Here is a 21,175-nt window from a genome sequence, read left to right on the forward strand (position 1 = left end):
TATACTTAATAACTACCCCTTTTCTCATGTTTTAAACATAATTATTTAAAATTTTTATGTATCTAAAAACGCCGCTTGCTTCAATTTACTTATCGCTTGTCTTTTAATACGAGAAACGTGCATTTGTGAAATACCTAACCGTTCCCCTGTATCCTTTTGATTTAAATTTTCTCCAAATATACAATGAATAACACTCTTTTCCGTATCATTTAATACGTTAAAAATATCATCTAAAACGAGACGTCTTTCTGTCTGTTCATATCCTTGCTCTACTTCACCTACAGATTCAATTCTCGCTACCGAACTTCCATCAGATGAATTTTCAACTACATCATCTAAAGAAGATACTTGATAATTATTTTTAGCATCCATAATTTCTAAAACTTCCTCTTCGGATAGTCCTAAATGATCCGCAATCTCTATAATCTTCGGTGAACGTTGTAGGTGATCTGTTAGCTCCTCTATCGCAAGTTTAATTTTCCCGCCTAAATCTTTAATTCGCCTTGGAACATGAACGCCCCAAGTTTTATCACGTAAATACTTCTTTATTTCCCCTACTATCGTAGGTATTGCAAACGGCTCAAAAGCATTCCCTATCGAATAATCATACCTTCTTATTGCGCCTAAGAGCCCTAACATCCCTACTTGTATAATATCCTCATGCATCGGCCCACCTTTTGAATAGCGATATGCAATTGAATATACGAGATTTTTATAATGATTAACCAATCTTTCCTGTGCTTCATCACATTGGTTTTGTTGGAATTCTGCAATTAGTTTAATAACGTCTTCTTTAGTAAGATTTGTAGGTTGAGATTGGATTTCCATCATTCTCCACCTGCTCTCTTTGTATATATTTTGTCATTAAAACTGTCATGCCCTCATCATGCATAATTTGTATATCATCCATTAACGTATTTATTAAATATAAACCTAAACCATTTTCCGGCAAATGTTCTACTGGTTTATTAATATCATACGGACCAACTTTACTTTTTAAGGTACTAAAATTAAAGCTAACCCCATTATCCGCAACCATAATTTCTAATCGATCTTCATATAGACCAAAGACAATTGTAATTTCTCCAACGTCTTCTTTATATGCATGTTGTACAATGTTTGTACATGCTTCACTAATAGCAATTTTCATATCTTCTATATCGTCATAAGCAAATCCCATTCGATTCGCAACACCAGCCATTGTTAAACGAATAATAGCTACATATTCTGCTTTTGCAGGAATTTTCATTTCTATCTTTTCAAATTTCTCCATCATCCCTAGTCACCTTCTTTCTACTTTTTCAAAATCTGAATTCAAATTTAATATTTCTGTTAGTCCTGTAATATCGAATAATCTTTTTAACCTTTTAGATACACCAATAAACTCTAGTTTTCCATCATTTTTCTTAATTGCTTTTAATAGCGCTATAAAAACGCCTAAACCTGTACTATCCATATAATCTACCTTATTAAAATCTACTACTATATAAACCTCTTTCTCACTTGCAATAGGCATTACCTTATTTTTTAAATCTGATGCCGTATACGCATCAATCTCACCATTAAGTTGTACTGTATAACCTAAATCATTTTGCAAAATATTTATTGCCAAATTCATCATTTCCGCCCCCTTATCTCAAACTACTACTATTTAATTACCCATAAAAATTAGTTTTAAACATATTTTTTCATTTTAATTATAAAAAAATTTTCTACACCTTTCTCAGCTTAACACTAAAAAAAATACTACCAAATGTTTAAACCTTATAAATTTGTGTATGTATAATGTATAAACATTATTTTTAGGGGGATCTATCTATGGAAGAGCACAATTTTAAAAAGGGAGATTTTGTTCAATTTTCTTATCGACACGATCATGCTACAAAATTAATTGGTTCCATTATTAACATACTAACGAATACAATTGTAGTTGATATAGGTAATACCGACGACTTATCTCATATAGAGCCAAGGCAGGTCGTAAGAATAAATAATTGTAAAAAAGTAACGATGGTTTAATACCTAATATAAAGTGTAATTTCAATCAGTGGGTTCATCCTCACTGATTATTTATTGAATAAAGCTGAAGATTGCGGGCAACCTTCATACAGATTACATAAAAAAAGCATCCAAATTATTTTAACTGGATGCTTTTTTATGTATATTTATCAGTTTATTAACTTTATAGCTATATATAATAAACTTAAGATTACTATTCATTATAATGCTTATGCTTTCCGTAGCATTCTAGAAAAGAATGTAACGATTAAAATAAAGACGATTGCACCTAATAACGCTGGAAGAATAAAAATACCTCCCCATTCAGGACCCCAGTGACCAAATAAGGCACTACCTACCCAAGATCCGATTAATCCCGCAATAACATTACCAACTATACCTAAAGGAAAGTCTTTTCCTGTAATCATTCCAGCTAACATACCAATAAGTCCACCTACAATACACGTAATAATAAGTCCCACAATTAGACCTCCTATATTATTTTTATAATGGGTTTATCAAGCTTTGGCGTTTAACCAAAGCTTGATAAACATGTATTATTCTTTGTTATCCAATCCATCACTTATCTTTTGTTTCACTTTTCCGACTTTTTCTTTTACAGTTCCCTTCGTCTTCTCCCACTTCCCTTCATTTTTCAACTCTCTATCTTCTGTAACTTCACCAATTCCTTCTTTTACTTGTCCCTTTTTCTTTTCAACTTTACCAGTAATTTGTTCTTTTAGCCCGCTCTCACTCATATTTCCAATCTCCTTTTCGTAATAGATTTGTAGATTTAAAGAGTATGAATTTAAATAGAATACGTGCATCTTCTTTCTTGTAACCATTCACCGACTCTTTCTAAATCCTTAACGAATAACAAGATTTTTCCTTCATCCAGTTTTTCTTCATAAAAGTTAGCTTCTTCCTCATTAAGTCCTAACTCTTGCATCTTATTTCTTAACTGATCTCCCTTTTTTTGAAAGACGTTAATAATGCTTGTCCCAAGTCCCTCCTCTTTTATTCCAATTGTATTCACGTCTGCATTGTCTGCGATTCTATCTGTCCTTTCTTTCTCATGTGTTAATACGTAAATATCTTTTTGGTCTATTCCTTTCTTCACTAGATCATTCGCCGCATTCATGACCTCTTTCTCCGTAATAAATTCATATACAAAAGGTTTACTATACTTCGTTTCCATCTTTAACTTCCTCCTCTAGAATGAATTATTTGTTATATTATATGTAATACACCCATTTTCGAAATGTTAAACATAAAATATGAAAAAAGTTATGTGAATTTTGATTTTGATAGAGAATGAACCGCATATTTTTCATATATACGCTTCATATTATTCATACGAACATCATTAAAACTAGTAAACATGTCTCCCTACGATTTACAACATTATCTTCTTACAATAACTACCTGAATTAACGGAATATTGTTATAATTAAACTAGAGGAGGAGATAAAATGAAAAAAATCACTTACATATGTGCTCTAAGTGTTCTATCTTTAACTTTAATAGGCTGTACAAGCACTTCTACTACAAATAATACTCCAACAACTAAGCAAGAAAATACGAAAAATGCCATTCAATTAAACTCTGCAGACATTACCAACATTGAGATGCTTAGAACAACAAGTAATACTAGTTCCAAATCTCAAACAGATAACGAGGAAATGATACAATCAATCGCTTCAGTAGTCCAAAAAGGAACACCGAAAACAATCACACTAGATCAAAAAAAGAGGGCATCTGCGCATTCTACTATAACCGTTACATATAAAGATGACTCAAAAGAAGAGTTTCTTGTGTGGGTTGATAATAAGGAACAAATTACGATTGCTAAAGATGAGAAGAAAGATAAAGTAGAAGCTGTGACGGTGAATATTAAAGGCGCTAAGATAATGAAGGATTTTTTTAAAAATGATAAAACGTAAAAGGATCCCCATCAACTTAAGGATTCAAAATCAGCACAAAATTTTGTTCAGAAACACTATAAAATTTCAGCCTAATAGGTCAGTGGCGAGACCGTATATTATTAAACTTAAAATGTTTCAAATCGAAGGAAGACACCTTATAAGGTGTCTTTTCTTTATTTTCAAAAGGACCTGCTCCATTCATAAATGCATAAAGTAAATTGAATCCGTTAAAACACATGAGTGAACCTTTGTCTTCCCCCTCCTATCTAAAGGAGGAACTGTTATGGGCTTTGGTGGTAGTTGTGGCGGCTGTGGCTTCGCTGGAGGATTTGCTGGAGGATTTGCTGGAGGATTTGCTTTATTAGTTGTATTGTTTATTTTATTAATCATAGTTGGAGCTGCTTGCTTCTGCTAAAAAACTATCGGAAAAGATCCCCTTGCTAAACAAAAAATAAAATAAGCTGCCCATATGGACAGCTTATTTACATAATTATCGAAAGCGGAAGTTAAAAATTCTTAGTTTCTTGCTCAATTAAAGCACCCGTTACTTTAAGTGTATTTCTTTACAATCTTATGGATTTTACTCTTTTTTAAAAATAAAGCCAGTAGGTAATCAACGAGGGTTCAATCTCAATATTTTCTTGATTTAATGATAATAGAAGATGGTCTCCGTTTTTCATTTATTAATTCTGGCATTTTTTCTAATCCTGTTGGAGTTGACTCTGGCTCAATAATTTTCTCAATTACAAGACCGTTGTCTATAAGAGTATTAATTAATGTTGAAATTGTTCTGTGATATTTAACAACACCATCTATCCACCAATGTTCCTCCCTTTTTCCTTCTTCTTGGTAATTATCTAATGCCCAATGCGATCTGTTTCCATTATTATCCTTAAACCAATTATTCATTTCCTTTCGAGCTGTTACTATTGGATGTTCTGTTGAAAAGATAAATTCACCATCATTTTTTAACAGACCTCTTATTTTCTTAATTAGATGTGAGTAATCTTCTATGTAATGTATAACTAAAGAACTTGTTATTAAGTCGAATTTTTGATTTGGCAAATTAAGTTCTTCTATTGGTACACACATATAATCTATTTTTTCGTTTTTGTTATACATTTCAGCTTGTTCAATCATATTTCTTGAGATGTCCACTCCTATAACTTTCGAGGCACCACTTTCTACACAGTACATAGAAAAATGACCATTTCCACATCCCAAATCTAATACAGACTTATCTGTAAGATTAGCAATTATAGATTTAATTGCTGGCTGTTCAACAAAATCATTAAAGGTAAATCCAGTTTCACGTAATGACTTATACTGTTTAAAGAAAAACGGATTATCATAAATGTTTTGTTTCATTATATACCTCCTATAATACAATCTATATTTTTTATATTCTAGGGGCATCCAAAAAATTCCTATATTAACCAAAATACAATTCAACTAACCTGCCATTTAGTTGAATAAGGAACAGTGTATATCCTATACATGTTAGGTTAACATAACGTCCCATTATCGGTAGCAAGAATAAGGAGGAACCCTAATCTCACAAGTAAATCTTCTTTTTTTGTTCTATGGATCTATGCATTTTTTATACATTTCTATCCTAGCGCGGTTTTAGGGTTCTCGTTTGTTATTGGATTAGCAGAAAAATTGTATAAAATCTTGCATACTCTTAGCGGGGTACCGCCAACAAAACACGATTTCGTACGCTAAGAAAAAAGCCTTGCTACATAGGTAATGTAGCAAAGCTTTTTTAAGTTGTTTAATTCTCGCTCCACTATCGGCTTTGTTAACTAACACTTTAATTATTTTAACAGCCTTTTGTTTAATTCCCACAAAGCCGTTTTATTACTATCCCATTTTAAAAGCGTTACGGCTTCCTCAAAGCACAGCCATTTATAATTGAAGTGTTCTTTAGATAATTTAATATTTTTTGTAGGAACTTTAACTCCAAAAGAAAATTCTTTTATTACATAAACATCTTCACCCCAAAGAAATTCACCAACTACATCCTCTACTGGTAGTGAAGACACAGAATCTAGTTTTATATATGGACTTTCTCTTGTAATACCAGCCTCTTCAAACGCTTCTCGTTTTGCTGATTCAATAGGAGTCTCATCATCTTCTCCACCACCAGCTATTCCTTGCCAATAACCATAATCACTTCGATTAAAAATAGCATATTGAATGGAATCATCAGTTTTTATATAAGGAAATATCAATACTTGATACGGCGCTCTCATTGCTTAATCTCCTTCCGAAAAAATATGAACAATTTATTCACTAACTTGCTATTTTAATAAATAAAGTATTTGCATTTAAACTTTATAAAACTCAAATGTATTTTTTTCTAAACATATTGTTTCATTCGAATTTTTGATAATAATATCGAAACGTTGACTATACGGATGCATAAACACTTCATACTGAATCCGACGTTCTTCATGAGACTTCCTTAAGTAATTAATATCGGCTCCTCTTTCAATAATATCACGGCTAGACCTTCTCATTAATTCTGTTTCTCCATCTGTATAGAAGTAAATTTTCAAATCAAATAAATTTGGATTAATAAATGCGACACTCATTCCTTCTACAATCGTCACCTTATTTTTCGAAGAAATTAACTCACTTTTTATATAATGTGTATCCATTGTATAAAAATCTAAACCAGCTCTTACCATTTGAACATCTCTTTCTAACGCAGACAAATGATGGGCTGATGGATGACAAGCTGTCATTTTATCATAATGATTTTCATTCTGATATGTATAGTGGATATTTGTATACTTTCGTACATTTGAACTAACAATGTATGGATCTGTATTAATATAATTCACTTTATTTTGATTTAATTGGTTTATGAGCTTATTGGCGAATGTTGTTTTTCCGGCAGCACCGTGTCCTGAAATGCCAATAGCAATCTGTTCATCGGTCATACTGATCCAATTTATAATTTCTTGTAATAACTTTTTCATTATTCTCCCCCTGTTACTAATATATCCCCTTATTTACATCATCTTAATATAGAGGTATTATACTGTAAAATCATACATGAAGTGAAAAAATGGTATGATTATCCATCATATCATCTCTATTTTTAAAAAACTATATTAATTTCCTAAGGATTTTATTGTTATTTGGGGTAGTACCCCATCCGCCATCAAGCTAAAATTTTATAGTACCCCCAGAACGAAATTTTTATCTCTCTACAATTATTTATGTGAATTCAGCTCGTTTTTTTCGTTTTGGGGGATACTTGAGTGACACCTTGTTTTCTCCTCTTATCTAAAGGAGGAAGAACTATTATGGGCTTTGGTGGTAGTTGTAGTAGTTGTGGCGGTGGCTTTGCTTTATTAGTTGTATTATTTATTTTATTAATCATAGTTGGAGCTAGCTGCTTCTGCTAAACAAACTATTAGAAAAGACACTCATATATGGGTGTCTTTTCTTTATGGGGTGCGTCAGAAAAATGCTGATTTACAACGTTAAGGAAATTTCAATATTAAAAAGCCTAATTTCTCAATTAAATATGAAGAAATTAGGCTTTTTTCATTTAGTGATGAAACCCATTATCACATTTCGTATCATGTGGCATAGGCCCGTCCAGGGAATCCAGAAAGGCAACGGTCTGTTTGAGGTTCCTCAAAAATAAATGCGCGAGATCCATGGAAAATCCATTTCGAACCACAACGCGCATAATCGTCACCGCTTCCATATCTGGAGGCAATGGATAGGCGGGTACTTGCCAGCCGAACACACGCAATTGTCGAGATAAATCATAAAGATTCCAGTTTAATGTGTAACCATCTTTCAATCGCCAAGCGAAAACCGGAATATCCGAACCATCGGACAAAAGTTCGAACGGTTCCATCTTCTGAATCGCCTTGCTAAGAAAAAGAGCGACTTTCTGAGAAGCCCTTTGGACATCATAGTACCCACTTTTCCCCAAACGCAGGTAATTGTAATATTGCAGGAGCACTTGTGCGCCAGGACGAGAGAAATTCAGGGCAAAAGTCGGCATGTTCCCGCCCAAATAGGAGACGCGGAAGATTAGATCCTCAGGGAGATCTTCAGCTTCCCGCCAAATTATCCAACCCAATCCAGGGTAGACTAATCCATATTTATGTCCGGATACATTAATGGACTTCACCCTCGGTAATTGAAAATCCCAGACTAAATCTGGCTGAAGAAACGGTGCTATAAATCCCCCCGAAGCCGCATCCACATGCATGGGAATGTCGAGGCCCGTCCTCTCCTGCAAATCGTCCAACGCTTTCGCAATGGCGGCAACCGGTTCGTAAATCCCGGTATAAGTCTCACCGAGAATCGGTACCACACCAATCGTATTTTCATCCACGGCAGCGAGGACCCCCTGAGGATCCAATCGGGGATGCTCTGGGCTAACCTTCACATAGCGTGGTTCAACCTCCCAATAGTTCGCGAATTTTTCCCACACGACTTGAACAGCAGAACTAAACACAATATTGGGCCGATCCACCGGCTTCCCTTCGCTTTTGCGTGCATTTTGCCAGCGTCTTTTTAACGCAAGCCCCCCGAGCATACATGCTTCCGACGATCCAGTTGTTGAAACGCCCATAGTCGTAAGGGGGGTGGGCGAATGCCAGAGGTTTGCTAAAATGCGGACACACCGCTCCTCAATTTCGGCTGTCTGTGGATATTCATCCTTGTCAATCATGTTCTTGTCGAATGATTTGGCATATAAGTGCTCTGCGGCAGGCTCCATCCATGTGCTAACGAATGTTGCAAGATTCAAGCGTGCATTGCCATCAAGAGCAATTTCATCATGGACGATTTGATACGCTGTTTCTGGTAACATGCCTTCATCAGGCATGTGAAAGCGCGGAACGACTGATTCTCCTTCGCGGGCAAACAGAGGATTTACAGAAAATTCGTGAGGCAGCTCCATTTGCACATGACGCGGTAGATATTGTGGATTATCTGGCATGATCTCTTTTCCTTCGTATGCATCGTTTTGAACTTTTTCTTTTCGATCCTGTGGCATACAAGTCCCCCTTAATTAATTGTTTAACAAACATATTATTTACAAAAAAGCAGTTGTTACACCAAATGGACAATTCTAATAAAAGGTGCTGCCACCATTCGAATTAAAGAAGAAGCCATGAATGGACTTGCAAGAACTATTTTCTTCGGAAAACAAGGTGAGCTTAGGGAACAAACCATACAGCATCAATTGCAAAGGGCCAGTTCCTTAAACATAATTATCAATGCCATCAGTATCTGGAATACTTTACATCTAACAAAAGCAGTTAAATATCAAAAACGGATAGGTAGTTTTAATGAGGACTTATTGCATCATATGTCACCTTTAGGTGGGGAACATATCAATTTACTAGGAGAATACCATTTTAATTCAGAGAAAGTGGTCTCATTAGATTCTCTAAGACCATTGAAACTTTCTTAGTGTTGTAAATCCGCATTTTCCTGACTCTACCCCATGCCCATCAAGCTAACCAAGTACACCATTTACAAATTCAAAAGAATCCCCCTCAAAGCATCAGCTTTAAGGGGGTCCTCCTAGTATTTTCTCTCTTCATACAATCGATTTGCTTTATATGAGAAAAAGAAAAACATACCAATCGCAGCTGGGATAAACAACCATGAAATGCCCCTCATTAATGCAAATGGTGTTTCAAATAAAAATGATCCTAAAAATGCTGCGCCGTGCATATCCCATAATCCTGGTGTATAGTATAGACCTTTCGGATTTAACATCACTCCTAAATCAATTGTATTATTAAACATAAATAGCATTAATAGAGGAAAATAACATATTGCTAATTCTAAAAATGTCTTAGATAAACGTTTATACTTCCCTGCTCGTGACATTTGATCTGAAAAAATGTCATCTTCACTTTCCTCATCTATCTTTTTAAAATATTGCGTGCCTGCCCACCATTTACCGGCTATATGCTTCCAGCCGCTATCTTCAAATAACGTACAATAATTAATAAAATCACTTCGTCTATAAAATATTCTATAATCTATTTTAATTGTCGCATCCTCTGGTTCTGCGATTTTAAATTTATAACCAAATGTATTACTTTCTAGTTGATAGCCTTTCCAAGCCATCTCTTCTAACCATTTTTCCTCTTTCTCAAAGTCCAAAAAGAATTTCAATCTCCACATCTTCGCTTCCCCCTAACTATACATTTAATAAGCTTTTTGTAACCCCAATAATGTGCTGCATTCTCATAAAGTCTAAGTGCAATACTTCCTTCCCGCGTTCCGTAATGACATACACTTTTCTTCGTTTATCTTCACTTTTTACCGATTCTATTAATTGTTGCTTTAATAAATTTTCAACCGCACCATACAATGTACCCGCCGCGATTTTCACTTGATGATTACTCAGTTCCTCCACCTTTTGCATAATTAAATATCCATGAGCTGGCTCTAATAAAGCTAAAAGAACGTAATACGTTGTTTCCGTTAATGGTAAATTTTTATCTCTATTCATAAAGACCTCCAGTGTAACGATTAATATATAGCTAAACTATATAGTTGAACTGTATAGTTTTATTTTATACAGTCTAACTGTATATGTCAAATTTAGGTACAAAAAAACAACCTAGATCTCATAGGATCTAGGTTGCTTTTTTACATAAACGTAATCGTCACTAAAGAATATCCTTCTTTCGCATTATACGGCTCAGCTTTATAAGAAACACGGTTCGCTCCTTGCGGATAACCGATTTCTCCAATTACTTTTTTCACATCTTGCAATGCGCCATCCATTGATTGTTTATAAAGGATTTCAATCTTTGCTGACTTTGTGCTATAACGTTGCTGCATTTTATTTTTGAATTCATTATAGTTATTTGCAATATATTCATTTCCTAAATAATTTAACTTTGTATCTTTTAATATTTGCTGATATGCAGGGGCTTTCGTACCACCCACCGCAATTTTATTTGTTAATGTACTATAATAGTTTGTTGTAGCTTGCGGATAATCCCCGTGGTTCCACTCATGATTTCTTGCGATTTGCTCATCTGATAAGTTGAAATAAGAATACGTTACGCGGCCTTGTACATCTGGCACTGGATCATCAAATGTTGTATCAATATGGTACCATTTGTTATCGATTTTCACTAAGTTCCAAGCATGAGGCTGACCGTCTCCAGTTCCTACTACAAAATGATTCTCAATTCCAGCTTCTTTTAATAATTGATAGGTTAATAGTGTGTAACCTTGGCAAACGGCAGAACGATTCGCGAGTGCCTCATATGCTGTATAGGCTTTATAAGACGTATCGTAAGAAACATGTTTTACAACATAATCATGAATCGCCTTCACTTTTTCATGATCATCCATCCCGACTTGAATAATAGAAGAAACGATCGCTTTCGCTTGTTTCATCACATATTCTGTTTGTTCTTTCGTTTCACGATATGTAATATTTAGCGTAAACGTATAATTCCCTGGCGATCCAGATAGTGAGTATGAAACATTCGATCTATTATAATTTGTATACTCATTTTTACTTGCGACTTCTTTATATGCGGTGAAAAGTGTATTCATCACTTCTTCTGTATTACTATTTTTCGTTTTATATGGAAGTGTAATATTCGTTTCATACGTATTAATACGCGTTTGTACTTCATTTTTGAATGCTGCTAATAATGCCGCATCTCCTGTATCTTGCACCGCAACCTCAGGCTTTTTATATTTCAATGCATTATATAAAAACTGTGCATACTGTTCACGCGTTACCGTTTTAGCTGGTTCAAATTTCCCGTCTCCTGTACCAGATGCAATCCCGTTTGACTGCACCGCACTAATCGCATTTTCTGCCCAAAATCCATTTGGAACATCATTAAATGTATGTTTTTGTTTAGCTGAAACTTGGAACGCATTTTTAATAATTTGCGCCATTTCTGCGCGGCTAACAGAATCTTTCGGTCTAAAACCGCCATTTCCATCACCTTTAAAAATCCCCAATTTCGTTAACGTTAAAACCTCTTCCGAAAACATTGTAGAACCTGAGCGAATATCACGATACGGATTATTTAAAGTAGACCTATCTTGTAATACATAACGAGCACCATCATTACTAAACGTACCGCCTTGCTTATTCGGTACTAACACACGATAAATTAAAGCTGCAACTTGCTCCCTCGTCGCAACATCACCAAAACCAAACTTTCCATTTCCATAGCCTGAAATAATATTTTTGCTCGCTAAATCTTTAATCGCAGGATACGACCAATGCGATGTAGGCACATCAGAAAAAACGCCCGCTTCAGCAGCTTTCACATCACTGCCATTTGTATATAATAAAGCACCACCTATTAGTGATAATGATGTAATTGATTTTAATAGTTTTGTGTACATAATGCCTTCTCCCAATACGTCTTCTATTTTTTGTTATTTTTTGTCGAAAAATCTAAAAGAATATGACAAAACACATTATACAATTAAAACTTTTCGGAGGATATACTGAATTTCAAAATATGCAAAAATTCATATTACTATAGGGATTCATACTGATATCATGCTATTTTACTTGCGAATATATAAATAAAAAGGAAATATAACATACAGACAGCCCTCCGCAGCATATTTCACAAAGTTTTACAAAGGGACATGGTGTATCATGTCGAAAACACTATTTATAACCAAGTTAATTTACTTCTATTTGTAAAGGAGATGGAGAAATGTATTTTACAATAGAAAAACACACCAAAATAAATATCAACCTAAAGAGGTGTTAGTACTATGAAAAATAAGAGATGTGATAATTGCGGTTCTACTAAATTTAAAGAGGGGAAAGTTGGATTTGCTTATCATGCATATGTTTGTGAAGATACGTCTAGTTCGCTCTTTAAAGCAGGAGACCGTTCTAAACTATTAACAACATTCTGTTTAGAGTGCGGTGAGGTGAAATCATTCAGAGTGGAAAAACCAGAAATATTTAAAGGATAAAATATTTCCAAGACACTTAAATTATTTATACTTTTGAGTGTCTTGGATATTAATTTGAAGTCGATTTATTTAAAGAGACGCTTCGTTCCGGCAACAACATTGGCTAGAATAGCAATTATAGCTGCACCAATAATTATATATTTGATTTCAGGTTTAATAACAGATTCTAGAAAAAGAATAGATACAATTATTGGAATCCACTTCATACCTCCATGCAATATTCTTTGGAACTTTTGGATACATTAAATATGCATAGCATTGTAGTTTGCATATATTTCACTTTTGTATTTTTGAACCAAGTATTAGGAGGGTATTTATGATGAAAAGCTGTACAGCATTCCTTATTATTGATGTACAGGTAGGTTCATTTGAGGAGAGAAAAGTCCTATATAATAGAACGGAATTATTAAGAGTCATTCAATTATTGATTTCTAAAGCCCGTTCTGCTTCAGCCCCTATTTTTTATATGAAGTTTAATGGGAAGTCTGGTTCTTCGCTTAGACAAGGGACACCTGGATGGGAAATTCATAAATCAATTACTCCAGCAACAGGAGATGTCGTTCTTGAAAAGAATCATCCGGATTCTTTTCATAAAACGAGTCTTCAACAAGAGCTGGAAATGAGAAATATAAAACGAGTTGTTATAGCAGGAATTCAATCTGAAATTTGCATAGATGCAACATGCCGGCGTGCATACAGCTTAGGATATGACGTTACTCTTGTAAAGAATGGACATAGTACATATAACTCTACATTATTATCGGCGTCTCAAATTATTGAGCATCATAACGAGATAATAGGTCAATGGTTTGCCCGTGTAAAAAATTCCGAAAGTATAGAATTTTGATTCTATCTCTATATAAACGAAACCGCAGTCAGGGACTAGACTGCGGTTTTTCGACGTACAATGAATTACAGTAATTACTAAGAGTTGCATAATCTTTCATTGTAATTAACTTAACTTTTTATTTGCTACGAAGCATTGCAACAGAACCTAGTAAAGTCTCAAAAAACAACTTATTATCAATCAATATTTAGTAAAAACATATTAATACTTTAGAATTTCTTTAATTTTCATTATTTTTTATTTAAGATTGTCCTTTATATTTATAATGTGTTATTTGAATTTATCGTATTGAAGCGGATTTTCACATCACTATAAGCAATTTAAAAATGGAAAAAATAAAGTCCCCATTAGATTAATTATCCTGTTCTTTTGCGTCTTTTATCTATTTATGTTAATTATTATGCAGCTAAAAAAAGTACAACTTATTGATGGAGAGAGGAAATAAAATGAATTTAGTGAACTTACGTCCTAAACAGCGGTCTAAGTATCGCATTCTACTAGGGACATGGTATTACTCTACAAAGAGGTACATTCAGTGGTTAGCAGACGGAAAAACATATGCAAAAACGTTTCAACAAGAAAAGTTACCCTATACAGCGATTCAGCACCGAACGATACTACTTCGTAAGCTCAAAGATGTAGATATGTGGTATCAACAAAATAAAGTTGTTAATTTGAAGATTGCTATTAAACAACTAAATGGTATCGTCATTAGACCGGGAGAAACATTCTCTTACTGGCGTTTAATAGGTAAGCCTACGAGGAGAAAAGGGTATGTAGAGGGCATGATACTACACTATGGATCTTTTCAAGCAGGCATTGGAGGAGGGCTTTGTCAGCTTTCAAATTTAATATATTGGATGACCTTACATACACCATTGACAGTAACAGAGCGATATCGTCATAGTTTTGATGTCTTTCCTGATTCCAAGCGGACCCAACCATTTGGAAGCGGCGCAACTTGTTCTTATAACTATTTGGATTTACAAATCAAAAATGAAACGGACCAATCGTATCAACTTCACCTTTATATTACAGATAAGCATTTAGTCGGTGAATGGAGAGTTACCCATCCGCAGCTTTATCAATATGAAGTATATGAAAAAGAACACTCAATCCAATCTGCATACTGGGGTGGTTATATACGACATAATGTTATTCAACGTAGAGTATATAATCAACAGAAACAGTTTATAGAAGACCACTATGTAACGGAGAATCACGCTATAATGATGTACGAACCACTATTAGCTTATAATAATGAGGAAAGCGAGTGACGGTAACATTCGTGTATCAAGTATTTTTGTCTAATAACACAATACATGCCTTTCTTCATATAATTAATAGGCCCATTCCTTTTTGTAACATAACTTTTTCGTTTTTATTGAAAATGAATTTTATATCTTCCTTTCCAACAAACTGGTTCCTAAACTAAACTGCCTCGTTTCCACAATAAAAATAGAGCTGTCCATAAGTCAGTTTCACCAACTTATGGACAGCTCTCATAGTTTCACCTTATTCTATCGATGAATCCAAACTGCACCTGCAGATTTGTCTTCAGCTTGACCTACTACTTCAAACTTCAACCCTAGTTTCGGCAACTTACGTCCTGCATCTGGAATAGCGCTGTTGATGTACTGCTTAGAATCATCAAATTTTGCAACGCCCGGTAATCCTTTATAGTCAAAGATACCGCGAGTTGGCGAATCTACTCTCCATGCTGGCGTTTGATCAAATGAGAATGCAGCATCGGCAATTTGATAACGCGTACTGCTCTTCACAGTCGGTTGTCCGTTTAATGTACCTACGATTGCCTCTGGATGAGAATCTACTACTCCTAAGAATCCTTCACCTGGATGAACACCTACCCAGTTATCTGTAAAGCTTTGATCCGCATACCATACAACCATTCCTGTATTAAAGACTGGACCACGCGCATGTTTTAACGCCGTGTCAGAACCAGCGTAATTTCTCCACTCTACGTAGTAGTTATTTTTTTTCTGTTCCAATCCGTTAGATACAGTAAATCCTTTTAACGTCATTGCTGGCCCGCCTTCTGCATCATCTGAGAAAACAACTTTGCCATCTACAGTTAATGCAGCATTATCTAACGCAAATCCTTTATAAGCTACTGCAATATCTGTTAAATACTCAAATTGCAGTTTTACTTTTTTCCCTTTGAATTGGCTTAAATCGTATGATTTATCAACCCACTTACCATCAGTTGTATCCACGCCGCCTTTTACATCTTTTTCGCCCATTCTATCAATACGTGTCTTCGTTCCATCTTCTGCAATCGCATATACGTCAAGGAAATCATACTTCGCTTCAAGTTCATAGAATGCCTTATAATCGAACTTAGCATCCTTGGCATTTGTTAAGTCAAATACTGGTGTCTCAAGTGTTGTATGAATATCATTTCCTTTTGTGCTGTAATAAAACTTCTTACCAAATGCTGACTCGATATTTTTAATATCTTTGTCTGGTAAGTTAACACGAACGATTCCTGGTCGTTTTGATTTTGTAACACTTTGATCTAAATATGTTGCAACACCGACTCCCGTGCGAAGTTTATCATAATCTACCTCAACGATATTCGCCCAGTTGCCATTCATATTCTTTTGGAAAAACTCTTTATTTTGTGGTGAGAAACTTGTTGGCTCTGTTCCTGCAATTTTTCCAGCCCAGCTGCCGCCACTCATAATAGACCATGACTCAACAGGTTCACCTTGTCCTGAGTACTTCGTATCGTATTCATCTGGTAATCCTAAATCATGACCATACTCATGCGCAAACACACCAACTGCTCCGTCCTCAGGCTCGATTGTATAATCGTATGCAGCCATCTTTCCGCCCCAATTCGAAACAGAAGATTTTGTGCCATCAATCGCATATGGTTTTGATCCAAGTTTTGAACGATGAGACCAAATCGCATCATCTTTCAATTTACCGCCGCCAGCTTCTTGACCAACGCCAGCATGTACAACCATTAAATGATCAATAATGCCATCTGGCTCGTTTTTATTTCCATCACCATTTTGATCGTATTGATCAAATTGGTCATAATCAGCTAAGTTAATTCCTTTTGCTACCGCTGCTTTTAATGCTTCTTTCACAAGATCACGCGGCCCTAAAGGACCTTTGTTATCATGGCCAGTACCTGCATCCGCACCATAATCTGAAGCTTTTCCTGGAACAGTAAGCCATTCCGTTACAGTTCCATCCACTGTGTAGCTGCCGCCAGATTGTTCTTCATAATATTGTTTAAATGTGTTAATCTTCGATCCATCAAATAACGTAAATGGTTCATTACCAAATAACATTTTTTGATAATGTTCACGATTGAAGTCCTTAGAATACATGTATCCTGGCTCTTGATCAATATTGTTATGCTTAAAATCGCTAAATTCTACAAGTAAAACAAGTACTTTATCCTTTCGAACAGCACCGTTGTACTCTTCTTGCTTCGCTGGTGCAGTAGGTACTTTTCCATTTAATTTACTAGAATTCAATCCTGCACCTTGTCCAGCTACTGGCCCTACTGTTGGCTGTTGCGCCTGTTCATTTTCCTTCATTTTTGCATCTTTTACTTTTTTCAGAAAATCAGAAGCTTCTTGCGTAAGACTATCTCCTGTCAAGATTTCTTTACCAGGGTTTTCCCCTTTCTTTTTCTCAACATATTTTTCGACAGCCTTTGACGTCTCAGCTTGTGATGCAGATTGATCAATTACGCCCCGTTGTTTTAGCGCTTCTGCCAAACGCTCCTCCGGTATTAAATGCTCATCTATTGGTAGAGATGATGGCGAATCAGCATACGCCGCATGACTTCCAAAAGCAAAACTACTACTTAGTACTGCCGCTGTTGCTAAAACTGATAATGGTTTTAACTTCTTATTCTTTTTCAATGCATTTCCTCCCCAGTGTCTGCGAATTATCGTTTTTTTTGCCGATAGCAACATAATATTCTCTTTATAGAGAATATTCAATGTTTTTCAACAATTAAATGTTGAGAAATATTTTTTTGTGCAGGGTGGGATACATAAGATAAAAAAATACAAACCTTCTACTAGTTTATGTTTTGCACATAACCATAAAGTGGAATCACTCGTTCTTTTGTTTTGATGGCGATAGAGTAGTGCTAGGAAAGGAAAGGAAATAACAAACAGTCCAAGTTTCTCATTGCAACTTGGACTGTTTGTTATTTGTATGAATACTTTTCATATGGATTCTTATAAGATTCTGAATCAGTTTATGCAAATTCACTTTACAAAAAAGCTGTTATTTATTTTAAGTGCAATAGTCATATTGGCTCGATTCACTTATTTTTTGGCAGTAAATAAATGATTACCACCTAAGGAATCCTATTGAATTCCTTTTCTATTTATATTCTAATTACCCTTTGAATTATCAGAAGATTATTGAAAAAGTTTTTTCCTTTCAATCTATCACTCTATCACACTTAATTTGGTTCTGGTGCAAACACTCCAAAACGCTTGTAAGTAACCTCCTAAACTTGGACATACTGATACTAGTACTCTAAAAAAGGATGTGATTGGTATGGAAAAGAAAAATCTATTCAAGTGGAAACATTATCAACCGGATATTATTTTATTAACCGTGAGATGGTACCTACAGTATAACCTCAGTTTTCGTGATTTAGTCGAAATGATGGAAGAACGCGGGCTCTCCCTTGCTCATACAACTATCATGCGATGGGTTCATCAATATGGTCCCAAATTAGATAAGCGAGTACGACGTCATCTTAAGTCAACCAATGATTCTTGGCGAGTCGATGAGACGTATGTGAAAGTCAAAGGTCAATGGATGTACCTATATCGTGCTGTTGATTCGAAAGGAAATACAATTGATTTTCATTTAAGCAAAACAAGAGATCATAGGGCTGCAAAGCGTTTTTTCAAGAAAGCTTTGCAGTCTTTTTATGTTTCAAAGCCCCGTGTGATTACAGTGGACAAAAACCCGGCCTATCCTATAGCGATTGAAGAGTTGAAGACAGAGAAAAAGATGCCTGTAGGCATCCAAATAAGGCAGGTAAAATACCTTAATAACATTGTAGAGCAAGATCATCGTTTTATTAAAAAGAGAGTTCGTTCAATGCTAGGATTGAAATCTTTTCGTACAGCTAAATCTATTCTTTCAGGAATAGAAGCGATGCATATCATTAAAAAAGGCCAACTTATTTTACGGGACAAGTCTGTCCAAAATGAAGTGAAGTTTATTCATCAACTATTCGGAATGGCTGCATAAGAATAGATTCCATTAGGCATCTATATACCTCTTTCAAATAAATACAATCTTTGCACCAGAACCCCAAAAACTAAAAGGTTTGAAATCTTTTTATAAAAAATAAAAAAGGTGAAGGACCAATATGTTCCTTCACCTTTTCCTATAAATGCATTACTAATTTAAATTCAAGCCATATGCCCTTGAGCCACGTTTATGTTTGTAAATCTTTGCGCCAGAGTCGTTTCCGTACCCCTATTGATTCACTTCTTTTGCTACAAGAGCAGCATATGCTTCTGCACCTGTTTTCGTTAAATGTACGCCATCTGGTTCAAAGTACGCCTTATTTCCAGCACTTGCTGAATACCAATCAACTAACACCACATTTTTGTAAGATGCTGCTGCTTCTTTTAACTTCTCATTCACCAGCGATTCCCACGGACGTGGTACCCTCGTATTGATTAATATAATTTTACGTTCATTCCCGATTACTTCAATTAATGATGCTAATTGCTCCTTGGTAAAGGCTCCATTTGTACCTAATCCAATAATGACATGACTTCCTAAGTTCCCCTCATTCTTTAGCTGTTCCACAGCAGAGATTGCCTGTGACATTTGCCTTCCTATTTTCGCGTCAATCCTAATATTAGGAAAAGCACTTTTTAAATATGGAGCAATATCAATCATGATTGAGTCTCCTACAGCTGTAACTGTTAGAGGATCTTTAGGCTGTGCGGGATTCTCTTCTTTTTGTTCTTCTTTATTTTGAGGTGGTTCATCGGCTGGTTTTTCCCAAACTGCAACTGGATGTTTAGCCTGTTCTTCTTGCACTGCTTCCACCTTTTCTTTTTGAGGATTCTCCTTTTCTTTACTAGCTGTTGTTAATCCAAAAGTAGCTATCGAAGAAATGCATACTGCACATATTAAAGCTAACTTACCACTTAAAGTTAAGTTTCTTATTTTCAAGTTCTTAATCCGAATATTCTTCAATGCGCCTTTTCGTATTGGATTTTCAATAAACTTCCACGAAATTTGTGCAACAATTATAATAAGAAGAAATTGAAGAATTGCTCTTGTAGACGAAAACTCCCCAGCATTTACCTTCGGAGTCGTCAATGTAATAATCGGATAATGCCAAAGATATATCCCATATGATCGTACCCCCATCCAACGCAGTGGTCTAAATCTCAAAAATTGTGCGATTCTGCTAGCCGGATGAGCGAGGTTAGCGACTAACAAGGCAGTAGCCAGTGATAAAAGAACCATTCCCCCACGGTATAGAAACGGCTCATATTGATTCGTCTTCCAAAACATAATGAGAATGATGATAAGAGCAAGTCCCCCAATGACATCAAGAATTAGACGTGCTTGCGGAATAATTTTATTCGCAAGCCTACTGCTTGGCCAAATTAAGGCAAGTGCCGCTCCAATTAGTAAAGAAAAAGCCCGTGTATCAGTACCGTAATAAATTCTACTCGGGTCAGAGCCTGGCTCATATAGGATTGCCATTGCTAAAGCGGAAGCAATCGCTCCTAGACAAATAAATAAGATCATGCGTGATTGTTTTTTTATGTAATAAAACCCCAAACTAATAACGAATGGCCAGACCACATAAAATTGTTCCTCAACAGCTAACGACCAAAAGTGATTTAGCGGGGAAAGCTGACTAAAGCTATCAAAATAAGATAATTTATGATAAATATACCACCAATTACTAAAATATAATAAAGCAGCTAGTGAGTCTCCTCGCATTTTTACAAGTAAAGAACTATGAAAAATTGTAATCCATGCTAAGGTGACGATGAGCATGATAAGCATTCCAGGAAGTAATCTCCTTGCCCTACTGAGCCAGAATTTCTTCAGGTCAATTCTCTTATTATTCTTCCATTCTATAGCCAGAATATCTGTAATTAAATAACCGGAAAGTACAAAGAATACAGTGACACCTAAAAATCCACCGGGCATCCAATTAAAATTGATATGATACAAAATGACACCTAGTATGGCTAGGCCCCTTAGACTGTCCAATCCAACCATATAGCGACTATTTTTCTTTAATGGTTCGGGCATTCACAGTCACCCCCTATATTCATCTGAAAATTACGCAAATACTTTTACTATAAAAACCTATTAATTTCATTCTCTCTAAAAAGTATGAACTATTTCCAAAATATAAAGATTACAA

General features: G+C 35.2%; 24 protein-coding genes and 1 pseudogene. 9 read left to right on the forward strand and 16 right to left on the reverse strand.

The features are described from left to right. Positions 1-54: 54 nt before the first annotated feature. Genes sigB through rsbV form a run of 3 tightly spaced genes read right to left on the reverse strand, consistent with a single transcriptional unit; the run spans position 55 to position 1,621 of the window. Positions 55-831: an RNA polymerase sigma factor SigB gene (sigB, locus tag JFU20_RS10050; protein WP_201038583.1), complete on the reverse strand. Its 777-nt coding sequence runs from the start codon at positions 829-831 to the stop codon at positions 55-57. Further along, the gene (gene rsbW, locus JFU20_RS10055; RefSeq protein WP_002011068.1) at positions 794-1,276 is read right to left on the reverse strand and encodes an anti-sigma B factor RsbW; all 483 of its coding nucleotides are present in this window, start codon (positions 1,274-1,276) and stop codon (positions 794-796) included. Before rsbW ends, sigB begins: the two co-directional genes overlap by 38 nt. A gap of 6 nt (positions 1,277-1,282) precedes the next feature. Next, a complete protein-coding gene (gene rsbV / locus JFU20_RS10060; protein WP_002011067.1) occupies positions 1,283-1,621 on the reverse strand; it encodes an anti sigma b factor antagonist RsbV in 339 nt (112 codons plus the stop codon). A gap of 197 nt (positions 1,622-1,818) precedes the next feature. Here rsbV and JFU20_RS10065 point away from each other — a divergent pair, with 197 nt between their 5' ends. Then, positions 1,819-2,019 (forward strand): methyltransferase, encoded by a 201-nt coding sequence (locus tag JFU20_RS10065; RefSeq protein WP_002011066.1) that lies wholly within the window; start codon positions 1,819-1,821, stop codon positions 2,017-2,019. Positions 2,020-2,228: 209 nt separating this feature from the next. Here JFU20_RS10065 and JFU20_RS10070 read toward each other — a convergent pair whose 3' ends face one another. The 3 genes from JFU20_RS10070 to JFU20_RS10080 all read right to left on the reverse strand — a co-directional run bounded on the left by JFU20_RS10070 (position 2,229) and on the right by JFU20_RS10080 (position 3,196). Further along, complete coding sequence (locus tag JFU20_RS10070; RefSeq protein ID WP_000522906.1) at positions 2,229-2,480, reverse strand: GlsB/YeaQ/YmgE family stress response membrane protein; 252 nt, start codon at positions 2,478-2,480, stop codon at positions 2,229-2,231. Positions 2,481-2,555: 75 nt separating this feature from the next. After that, entirely contained in the window at positions 2,556-2,756 is a 201-nt protein-coding gene (locus JFU20_RS10075) for a CsbD family protein (protein ID WP_000004264.1), read from the reverse strand. A 50-nt stretch (positions 2,757-2,806) separates the two neighbouring features. Then, positions 2,807-3,196: a YflT domain-containing protein gene (locus tag JFU20_RS10080; protein ID WP_002011065.1), complete on the reverse strand. Its 390-nt coding sequence runs from the start codon at positions 3,194-3,196 to the stop codon at positions 2,807-2,809. A gap of 274 nt (positions 3,197-3,470) precedes the next feature. Between JFU20_RS10080 and JFU20_RS10085 the strand changes: the two genes are divergently transcribed. Then, positions 3,471-3,941: a hypothetical protein gene (locus tag JFU20_RS10085; protein ID WP_201038584.1), complete on the forward strand. Its 471-nt coding sequence runs from the start codon at positions 3,471-3,473 to the stop codon at positions 3,939-3,941. 265 nt (positions 3,942-4,206) lie between these two features. Beyond that, complete coding sequence (locus JFU20_RS30695; protein ID WP_201038585.1) at positions 4,207-4,338, forward strand: YjcZ family sporulation protein; 132 nt, start codon at positions 4,207-4,209, stop codon at positions 4,336-4,338. Positions 4,339-4,553: 215 nt separating this feature from the next. On the opposite strand, the gene JFU20_RS10095 is transcribed toward JFU20_RS30695, so the two are convergent. From JFU20_RS10095 to JFU20_RS10105, 3 genes are all read right to left on the reverse strand, one after another. Next, complete coding sequence (locus JFU20_RS10095) at positions 4,554-5,291, reverse strand: class I SAM-dependent methyltransferase (RefSeq protein ID WP_002011063.1); 738 nt, start codon at positions 5,289-5,291, stop codon at positions 4,554-4,556. 449 nt (positions 5,292-5,740) lie between these two features. Further along, on the reverse strand, positions 5,741-6,178 hold the full coding sequence (locus JFU20_RS10100) for an NUDIX hydrolase (RefSeq protein WP_002011062.1): 438 nt from the start codon (positions 6,176-6,178) through the stop codon (positions 5,741-5,743). 75 nt (positions 6,179-6,253) lie between these two features. Beyond that, positions 6,254-6,910, reverse strand: coding sequence for a uridine kinase family protein (locus JFU20_RS10105; protein ID WP_002011061.1), 657 nt, complete (start codon positions 6,908-6,910; stop codon positions 6,254-6,256). 330 nt (positions 6,911-7,240) lie between these two features. On the opposite strand from JFU20_RS10105, the gene JFU20_RS10110 reads away from it, so the two are divergent. After that, positions 7,241-7,342, forward strand: coding sequence for a YjcZ family sporulation protein (locus JFU20_RS10110; RefSeq protein WP_000505688.1), 102 nt, complete (start codon positions 7,241-7,243; stop codon positions 7,340-7,342). A 146-nt stretch (positions 7,343-7,488) separates the two neighbouring features. On the opposite strand, the gene gad is transcribed toward JFU20_RS10110, so the two are convergent. After that, positions 7,489-8,958, reverse strand: coding sequence for a glutamate decarboxylase (gene gad / locus JFU20_RS10115; RefSeq protein ID WP_002166219.1), 1,470 nt, complete (start codon positions 8,956-8,958; stop codon positions 7,489-7,491). 105 nt (positions 8,959-9,063) lie between these two features. Here gad and JFU20_RS10120 point away from each other — a divergent pair. Continuing rightward, positions 9,064-9,378, forward strand: a pseudogene (locus JFU20_RS10120) (Tn3 family transposase); the annotation flags it as partial. Between the two features lie 113 nt (positions 9,379-9,491). Here the strand turns inward: JFU20_RS10120 and JFU20_RS10125 are convergent. The 3 genes from JFU20_RS10125 to JFU20_RS10135 form a co-directional block, all read right to left on the reverse strand. Next, entirely contained in the window at positions 9,492-10,103 is a 612-nt protein-coding gene (locus JFU20_RS10125; protein ID WP_002125711.1) for a DUF2812 domain-containing protein, read from the reverse strand. A 16-nt stretch (positions 10,104-10,119) separates the two neighbouring features. Beyond that, positions 10,120-10,434: a PadR family transcriptional regulator gene (locus tag JFU20_RS10130; RefSeq protein ID WP_001078071.1), complete on the reverse strand. Its 315-nt coding sequence runs from the start codon at positions 10,432-10,434 to the stop codon at positions 10,120-10,122. A 140-nt stretch (positions 10,435-10,574) separates the two neighbouring features. Continuing rightward, positions 10,575-12,311 carry an S-layer homology domain-containing protein gene (locus JFU20_RS10135; protein ID WP_201038586.1) on the reverse strand — a complete coding sequence of 579 codons (1,737 nt, stop codon included), beginning with the start codon at positions 12,309-12,311 and terminating at the stop codon, positions 10,575-10,577. 384 nt (positions 12,312-12,695) lie between these two features. Here JFU20_RS10135 and JFU20_RS10140 point away from each other — a divergent pair, with 384 nt between their 5' ends. Further along, the gene (locus JFU20_RS10140) at positions 12,696-12,902 is read left to right on the forward strand and encodes a hypothetical protein (protein WP_002011051.1); all 207 of its coding nucleotides are present in this window, start codon (positions 12,696-12,698) and stop codon (positions 12,900-12,902) included. 65 nt (positions 12,903-12,967) lie between these two features. On the opposite strand, the gene JFU20_RS10145 is transcribed toward JFU20_RS10140, so the two are convergent. Next, positions 12,968-13,108, reverse strand: coding sequence for a hypothetical protein (locus JFU20_RS10145; protein ID WP_002011050.1), 141 nt, complete (start codon positions 13,106-13,108; stop codon positions 12,968-12,970). Between the two features lie 110 nt (positions 13,109-13,218). Here JFU20_RS10145 and JFU20_RS10150 point away from each other — a divergent pair, with 110 nt between their 5' ends. Beyond that, on the forward strand, positions 13,219-13,749 hold the full coding sequence (locus JFU20_RS10150) for a cysteine hydrolase family protein (protein ID WP_002011048.1): 531 nt from the start codon (positions 13,219-13,221) through the stop codon (positions 13,747-13,749). Between the two features lie 446 nt (positions 13,750-14,195). Further along, positions 14,196-15,026: a VanW family protein gene (locus JFU20_RS10155; RefSeq protein WP_002166221.1), complete on the forward strand. Its 831-nt coding sequence runs from the start codon at positions 14,196-14,198 to the stop codon at positions 15,024-15,026. A gap of 243 nt (positions 15,027-15,269) precedes the next feature. Here JFU20_RS10155 and JFU20_RS10160 read toward each other — a convergent pair whose 3' ends face one another. Next, on the reverse strand, positions 15,270-17,654 hold the full coding sequence (locus JFU20_RS10160; RefSeq protein WP_201038587.1) for an immune inhibitor A domain-containing protein: 2,385 nt from the start codon (positions 17,652-17,654) through the stop codon (positions 15,270-15,272). Positions 17,655-18,306: 652 nt separating this feature from the next. Here JFU20_RS10160 and JFU20_RS10165 point away from each other — a divergent pair. Continuing rightward, positions 18,307-19,014: an IS6 family transposase gene (locus JFU20_RS10165; protein ID WP_002166222.1), complete on the forward strand. Its 708-nt coding sequence runs from the start codon at positions 18,307-18,309 to the stop codon at positions 19,012-19,014. Between the two features lie 231 nt (positions 19,015-19,245). On the opposite strand, the gene JFU20_RS10170 is transcribed toward JFU20_RS10165, so the two are convergent. Further along, on the reverse strand, positions 19,246-21,060 hold the full coding sequence (locus JFU20_RS10170) for an acyltransferase family protein (RefSeq protein WP_002166223.1): 1,815 nt from the start codon (positions 21,058-21,060) through the stop codon (positions 19,246-19,248). Between the last annotated feature and the right edge of the window lie 115 nt (positions 21,061-21,175).

Origin of the sequence: Bacillus sp. TH30 (assembly GCF_016650875.1) — a bacterium.
Taxonomy (GTDB): domain Bacteria; phylum Bacillota; class Bacilli; order Bacillales; family Bacillaceae_G; genus Bacillus_A; species Bacillus_A mycoides.